Below are 6745 nucleotides of genomic sequence, written 5' to 3' on the forward strand. Positions count from 1 at the left end.
AGAGCCGTCTGCGCCTGTCGCCTGCGGGCTGGAATTTTCTCGAGTACACCCGGCGCATCCTCGACCTCGTGCATGAAGCACGGCTGAGCGTGGCCGGTGATGATCCGCAGGGCACCTTCGCCCTCGGCTCGCTGGAAAGCACGGCGGCGGTGCGCATTCCAGCCTTGCTGGCGGCGTATAACCAGCGCTACCCCAAGGTTGACCTGGACCTGTCCACCGGGCCTTCCGGGACCATGCTCGAAGGCGTGCTGTCTGGCCGGCTGGTGGCGGCGTTCGTCGATGGCCCCGTGCTGCACCCCACGCTGGAAGGCATGCCGGTGTTCGAGGAAGAGATGATGGTCATCGCGCCGCTCAACCACGCACCCGTCACCCGCGCCCAGGATGTGAACGGCGAAAGCATCTACGCTTTTCGCGCCAACTGCTCCTACCGCCACCACTTCGAAAGCTGGTTTGTGCAGGACCAGGCGGTGCCGGGCAAGATCCACGAAATGGAGTCTTATCACGGCATGCTGGCCTGCGTCAGCGCTGGCGCCGGCCTGGCCATGATGCCGCGCAGCATGCTCGACAATATGCCAGGGTGCAGCACGGTCAGTGCCTGGCCGATGTCGGAGGATTTCCGTTACCTGAAAACCTGGCTGGTCTGGCGCCGGGGCACGGTGTCGCGCAGTTTGAGCATGTTTGTGAAATTACTTGAGGAAGATCGCGTAGTTTTATGATTTAAAGCATTATTTTTCTTAAAGTGCGAATTTCATTCAGCTGACCCTGCATCCCCACGAACACCACTGCGCCTGGAGGATCAGATATTAGGTAAGCCATCCTCGAAAGGAGGGTCATACCATGCGTAACCATCACTATGCCCTTGGCGCGGCGCTGCTGATCACCCTGGCCATGCCATGGACCCTGGCCGCCGCTGCCGACCTCAATGCGCCCATCGACATGCAGGCGGTGCAACTGCAACCGCAGGAACAGCACGGCGTGCGCTATGTGCAAGGCGGTATCGGCCAGGATGAAGCCAATGCCCTGCGCAAGCTGCCGGGCTATGACCTGCACGTGGAACTCTCTACCGGGCCGGAAGGCAAGTTCCAGAGTGGCGCCACGGTCGATATCGACAATGCCCAAGGGCAAACCGTGCTCAGCGTCAGTGATGCCGGGCCTTTGCTGTATGTGCAGTTGCCACCAGGCAAGTACAAAGTCACCGGCAACGCCCAAGGTCAGACGGTACAGCAACAGGTGAGCGTGAGCGGCAAGGCGCCTGCGACCGTGAACCTGAACTGGCGTTGATCATCGCTATCTTGCGGGGCAGGGGCTTGGGTGAATGCCAGACCGTCAAGCAAAGGGGCCGCCTTGCGGCCCATCGCCGCGGTTCGTCGCCACGACAAGCCAGGCTCCCACAAGACGGCGCATGGCTTGCCGGCGATGGGAGCTTGGGTGGTGGATTCGCCAATAGTGGCAATTCACTTTCAACTTTCTGTTTATCTGGTCAATAATCGGAAAAGTATTACTCCGTGTGACTGGTCGGGATGCGCCAGTCACCGCATAAGACCGAGGGGCCAAAGCCCCCGCTTGCCGTGTAGACCATCAGGAGAGTTGTTGATGAAAACCCGTCTCGCAGCTTCGCTGGCCGCTGCAGTGCTGGCCTGTGTCGGGGCCAACCTGGCCCAGGCCGCGCAGGTGTCCGGCGCCGTAGGGGCCACCAGCCAGGGCGACATGACATACCGTATCGGCCTGTCGTTCGACTGGGACACGAAGTGGCTGGAAAGCAGTACCGGGCATGTGACCGGTTACTGGGATGCCGGCTATACCTACTGGGAGGGTGGTGACGCCAGTGGCGCGCATTCGCTGTCGTTCAGCCCGGTGTTCACTTACGAGTTCAGCGGTTTCACCTACACCCCGTATATCGAGGCCGGCATTGGTCTGGCAGCGTTCTCCAAGACCGAGGTGGGTGACCAGCGCCTGGGTTCGTCGGTCAACTTCGAGGACCGTATCGGTTTTGGCCTGAAACTGCCGGGGGAGCAGAAGGTGGGGATCCGCGCGATGCACTACTCCAACGCAGGGATCAAAGAGCCTAACGACGGGATCGAGTCGTACTCGCTGTTCTACAGTAAGGCTATCTGAACAACCGGGGCCGCAAAGCGGCCCCACCTGCATCAGAAGGTGTAGGAAACCCCTGCCTGCACCGTCCGCGGTGCCCCCGGATAGGCGTAAAGGTTGAACGCCCCCTCGTCATACTCCTTGTTGAACACGTTCTTCACGTCCAGGTTCAGGCGCACGTGCTCGTTGACTTTGTAGAAGGCCAGCAGGTCGACCACGGTGTACTGGTCCATGTTGTAGGTCACTGCCTCGGTCTGGCCATTGCGGTCGTCCACGTATTTCACTCCCATCCCCAGCCCAAGGCCCTTGGCGAAGCCGTCCTGGAACTCATAGGTGTTGAGCAGGCTGAAACTGTTGCGCGGAATGTTTGCCAGGCGCGTGCCGGTAGGCAGGCGGTTGTCCTTGGTCACTTCGGCATCGACATAGGCGTAGCCGCCGATCACACGCCACTCGGGGGTGATGTTGCCAGCGATGTTGATATCCAGGCCACGGCTGCGCACCTGGCCGGCGGCGACACTGAAGTTGGGGTCGACCGGGTCGCGGGTCAGCACGTTTTCCTTGACGATGTGATACACCGCCGCATCGACGCTCAGCTGGCGGTCAAGCGCCTCCCACTTCACGCCCAGTTCGTATGACTTGCCCTTTTCAGGGTCGAAGCCACCACCGCCGGCCGGGGTGCCAGTGTTGGGCTTGAACGAGCGCGCGGTGTTGGCATAGACCGCGACCGTGTCGGTCAGGTCGTACAGCAGGCCGAAGCGCGGGGTCACGCCGTTTTCGCCCTTGTCGAAATCACCGGCATTGTTCAGCTTGTTGTCGTAGTCATGCTCGAAGCGCTCGAAGCGCACACCCGCCAGGGCCTTGAGGCGCTCGGTCAGCGCCACCTGGTCCTGAATGAAGAAGGCCCAGGTCTGCAGGTTTTCCTTGTCCCAGGTGGTGGTGCGCACCAGTGCCGGGCGGGGCTGGCCCAGCACCGGGTTGTAGATGTCTATCGGGTAAGGAGCAGAGGAGCGGCGGATGATCGAGTTGTAGTCGTAGTTCTCGTACTCCACGCCGGTCAGCAGGGTGTGGCTGAACGCACCGGTATCAAAGTGGCCGGTCAGGTTCAGTTGCCAGTCGCGGTCGGTCCATTCCAGCTTGCGGTAGTTGAAGTTGCGTTGCAGGGTGCGGCCGTCTGCCGGTGCGCCATCGGCTTCCACGGCGTTACCTTTGAGCGAGCCATCGAGGAACTGGAAACCACCGCCCAGCGTCCAGTTGTCGTTGAGCAGGTGCTCGAAACGCACTTGGGCCATGTTGTTGTCGTTATGCAGCAGGTTGTCGCTGCCTTTCTCCCAGATATAGGTGTCGCGCGATGCGCTGCCGGTCTGGGTGGCGTAGCGGGTGAGGCCGCGGTCCAGCGGGTGGTTGTTGCGCATGAAATCGCCCTCGAAGACGATTCTGGTGCTGTCATTGACCTGCCAGCTGAGTACCGGCGCCACGTCATAGCGCTCGCTTTCCACGTCGTCACGGAAGCTGTCGCCGCCTTCGCCCAGCAGGTTCAGGCGGTAGGCCAGCGAACCGTCCTGGTTCAGCGGCCCGGTAGCGTCCAGGGTGGCCCGGTGCATGCCCTGATCATCGAACTGGCTGCCCAGGGTCACCTTCGACTCGGGCAGCGGTTGCTTGCTGACCACGTTGAACGTACCGCCGGGGTCGCCACGGCCGTACAGGCTGGTGGCCGGGCCGCGGATCACTTCCAGGCGCTCGACGGTGTTGGCGTCCGGTGCGTTGGGGTAGCCGCGGTTGATCGGGAAGCCGTTGCGGTAGAACTCGCCCGTGGTGAAGCCGCGCACGGTGAAGGTGGTCAGGCCCTGGCCGCCGAAGTTGTTGGCGCGGCCGACACCGCCGGCGTAGTCCAGGCCATCTTGCAACCGTGTCGCGCCGGTGTCGGTCAGCACATCCTTGGGCACCACGCTGACCGACTGCGGCGTTTCGTGCAGGGCGGTGTCGGTGCGGGTGGCGCTGGCCGAGCGGGTCGCCATGTAGCCATCGACCGGGCCGTCGGCGCGCTCGCTGTCGGCGCTGCCGGTAATGCTCAGGGCCTGGAGTTCTATGCGGGCGGGGTCGCTGAGCGGCTCAGGCTCGGCAAAGGCCAGCGGGGAGACAGCGTGCAGCACGCAAAGCGAAACGAACGTTCGACGCATCGACGGTACGATCCTGAAGTAGGGCGCTAGGGGAAGGGTGGAATAGTGCCGGGAAACTACTACGAATCATTATCAAATGCATTCTTTTTAAGTGGCACTGGTGTGCCAGATACCAATCGGCGGGATTTGGGCTTTATTGGTCGCGGGGGCGGGGCGTTTTCGCGGGGATTGCATCAGGGCTGACAGGTGCTTGCCACAGCATTTTCAGCGCCTGTCAGCCCTGATGCAACTCGCCAAAACCCCAGAATCGGCAGCCTGTAACCCCACTCCCTTACCGACCCCCCTTTATCGCCAGCACATTGCACAGCGGATGCTCCAGCACATGCGCCGTGGTCCCGCCCAGGAAGGTATGCATGGCGTCATGCCGATGGCTGCCCATCACGATCACATCCACCCGGCTGTGGCCAACAAAATGTGCAATCGCCCTGATCGCAGCCCCTTCGAGAAAATGCCGGCGTTCCAGCGGGATCTGGTGATGGTCGCCCAACCGGTTGAACGCTGCCCGCTGCGCCGTCCGCACGCTGCCCTCGAAGCCGGGCATGGTCACCGTACCGGCACCGAAGTCGGCGATGTGCGTCCTGGCCGCATCGCACACATGCACCAGGTGCAGCTCCCCGTTGCATTGCAGGGCCAGGGCATGGGCGCAGTGGATCACCTGCTCATCCAGGTGTTCGCCAGCGCCAAGGCTGTTCAAGTCCACAGCGGCGGCGATCTGCCGGGGCAGGGGCAGGCGGATGTCACTGACCAGGTGCACGGCGACCGGGCTGTCCTTGAGCAGCTGCCAGTCCAGCGGTGTTACCAGCAGACGCTTGAGCACCGGTTCGTGTTGCACATCCTTGACCAGCAGGTCGCACCCCAGCCGTTCTATCCGTTGCAGCACGCTGCCCAGTGGGTCGCGGGTCAGCAGCAGTTCGATGGACACGTCCAGGCCGGCATTGCCCAGCTGCTCGGCCTGGTCCGCCAGCCACTGGCGGTTATCGCCCAGCAGCCGTTGACGTTCGTGGCCGTCACTCATCAAGCCAAAGGTGTCGACATCGTCGACGACTACGTTGATATCCAGCAACGCACCGCAAGATTCCGCCAGCGCCGCCGCGCGTTGCAGCGCTGGCGTGTGGCGCATCTGCGGGCCGAGCATGACAAACAGACGCTTGAACTGGCTCATCTCACACCTCCACGTGTGGCAGCCCCCCGGTTACCTGATCCTGTTCAGTCTAGACCCTGCGCGCCCGGTAAAACCGCTCACGCTTTTTTTCACTACGCACTGGTATCTCCCACAGGGAGCGCCCCTGCCACCAGTAAAGAACGGCAGGCTGATCTGCGACTGTAACAACCACGTGCCTGAGCCCGCATCGAACAAGCCATTTAGCTCGGGGCTGGTACTACCGGCGTTGGCGGTCAGGCTGATGCTAGGGAAAACGCCGCCCGCGCCACGCCGATGTTGGCGTTGGCCGCCCGCAGCTGGTATTCCGCCGGAAGAATGTCTGGCCGGCTTCGCTGCAGATCGGAAGGTAGCCCGCCGGGCAACCCGGCAATCTGCTCGTCGGCCAGGGGCAGGGCCGCCAGATTGTCGGCAACGGTTGCGCCCACCAGCAGCGTCAGCTGGTTGATGTCCTGGGCGACTTGGCGCTTGTAGCGGGCCACCGCAGCCCGGGTGCTGTCGACGCTGGTCTGCGCCTGGCTGGTCGAGCGCCGACACCGCACCGGCGCGGCGCTGGTTGCGGGTCAGGGTTGCAGCGCATCGATATGCTTGTCCAGCATCGGCGCAGCGGTAATGGCATTATAGTGGCTCTTGCCGTGTAGTGACTGGCGCAGTGCGGGTTGTCGGGTATGATGCGGGCCCCATCATTGCCACGAGGCCTGCCCCATGTCCCTGAGTGCTGAACAGATCGGCGAATTCCGTGCCTTTGCCGAGCAGCTGGCCGATGCTGCCGCTGTGGCGATTCAGCCATATTTCCGCGCCAGCCTGGATGTCGAGGACAAGGGCGGGCGCCTGTACGACCCGGTGACCGTGGCCGACAAGGCGGCCGAAGACGCCATGCGTGCGTTGATCCAGGCCCGTTACCCCGAGCATGGCATCCTCGGCGAAGAGGCTGGCGTGGCAGTTGGAAGCAGCCCGCTGACCTGGGTACTCGACCCCATCGACGGCACTCGCGCCTTCATTACCGGCCTGCCACTGTGGGGCACGTTGATCGCCCTGAACGATGGCGAGCGCCCGGTGATCGGGGTGATGAACCAGCCGTTCACCGGCGAGCGCTTTGTCGGCACGCCGGAGGGCGCATGGCGCAGCGGTACACCGCTGAAGACCCGGGCCTGTGCCGACCTGGCCACGGCCACGTTGATGTGCACCACGCCAGACATGTTCGACAGCGCCGAGCGCAAGGCCGCGTTCGAGGCCGTGGCCGGCAAGGCACGGCTGATGCGTTATGGCGGCGATTGCTATGCCTACTGCATGTTGGCGTCGGGCTTTGTGGACGTGA

General features: G+C 63.0%; 6 protein-coding genes and 1 pseudogene. 4 read left to right on the plus strand and 3 right to left on the minus strand.

Annotated elements, in window-relative coordinates; translation table 11 throughout:
* The 3 genes from HP546_RS23595 to HP546_RS23605 form a co-directional block, all read left to right on the plus strand.
* On the plus strand, window positions 1-716 hold a 716-nt coding region (locus HP546_RS23595; protein ID WP_172230204.1), incomplete at its 5' end, for a LysR substrate-binding domain-containing protein.
* 121 nt (window positions 717-837) lie between these two features.
* Window positions 838-1281: a carboxypeptidase regulatory-like domain-containing protein gene (locus tag HP546_RS23600; RefSeq protein ID WP_172230206.1), complete on the plus strand. Its 444-nt coding sequence runs from the start codon at window positions 838-840 to the stop codon at window positions 1279-1281.
* Between the two features lie 312 nt (window positions 1282-1593).
* Window positions 1594-2115, plus strand: a complete 522-nt coding sequence (locus HP546_RS23605; protein ID WP_172230208.1) for an acyloxyacyl hydrolase — start codon at window positions 1594-1596, stop codon at window positions 2113-2115.
* Between the two features lie 32 nt (window positions 2116-2147).
* On the opposite strand, the gene HP546_RS23610 is transcribed toward HP546_RS23605, so the two are convergent.
* From HP546_RS23610 to HP546_RS23620, 3 genes and pseudogenes are all read right to left on the minus strand, one after another.
* Window positions 2148-4268 (minus strand): TonB-dependent siderophore receptor, encoded by a 2121-nt coding sequence (locus tag HP546_RS23610; protein ID WP_172230210.1) that lies wholly within the window; start codon window positions 4266-4268, stop codon window positions 2148-2150.
* A 271-nt stretch (window positions 4269-4539) separates the two neighbouring features.
* Window positions 4540-5430 carry a universal stress protein gene (locus tag HP546_RS23615; protein ID WP_172230213.1) on the minus strand — a complete coding sequence of 297 codons (891 nt, stop codon included), beginning with the start codon at window positions 5428-5430 and terminating at the stop codon, window positions 4540-4542.
* Window positions 5431-5556: 126 nt separating this feature from the next.
* Window positions 5557-5970: pseudogene (locus tag HP546_RS23620) on the minus strand (TolC family protein); the annotation flags it as partial.
* 162 nt (window positions 5971-6132) lie between these two features.
* On the opposite strand from HP546_RS23620, the gene HP546_RS23625 reads away from it, so the two are divergent.
* Window positions 6133-6745 (plus strand): inositol monophosphatase family protein (locus HP546_RS23625; protein WP_172230219.1); only part of this gene is annotated, 613 nt, incomplete at its 3' end.

Source organism: Pseudomonas sp. CM25 (genome assembly GCF_013179705.1).
GTDB lineage: Bacteria > Pseudomonadota > Gammaproteobacteria > Pseudomonadales > Pseudomonadaceae > Aquipseudomonas.